We start from the raw sequence: 352 nt of genomic DNA on the forward strand, positions 1-352 counted from the left end.
TAATGCCGGCGCCGCTTTGCACAGTGACCTTATGACCCTGGCCGATCAGCTTCTTGATGGTTTCCGGGGTTGCAGCAACCCGCGTTTCACCGGTCTGGGTTTCGAGAGGAACACCAATGTGCACGTCAAATCTCCTGCTTGATCTTATTCTTGGAAGGCCAGCGCACTGCGGAGGGTGCGGCTGGGGTGGCCGATCAGCACGATCCCGCCAACTCAGGGCGGGGAACGACATTTTGCGGGCGAACATAACGCCCTTCAGGGACGGATTATGGGAGGGAGCATAAAATTAACTACATGCAACCCTGTGACAGAATGTCGCATTAACAGCCTTAAATCCTTTATAGGTCGCGGG

The 352-nt window shown here is 55.1% G+C and carries 1 pseudogene; it reads right to left on the reverse strand.

What is annotated here, in order from left to right:
- Positions 1-124: pseudogene (locus AC1DH9_RS31200) on the reverse strand (NAD(P)(+) transhydrogenase (Re/Si-specific) subunit alpha); the annotation flags it as partial.
- Positions 125-352: the final 228 nt, after the last annotated feature.

This window comes from Pseudomonas sp. 05T35, from assembly GCF_056396605.1.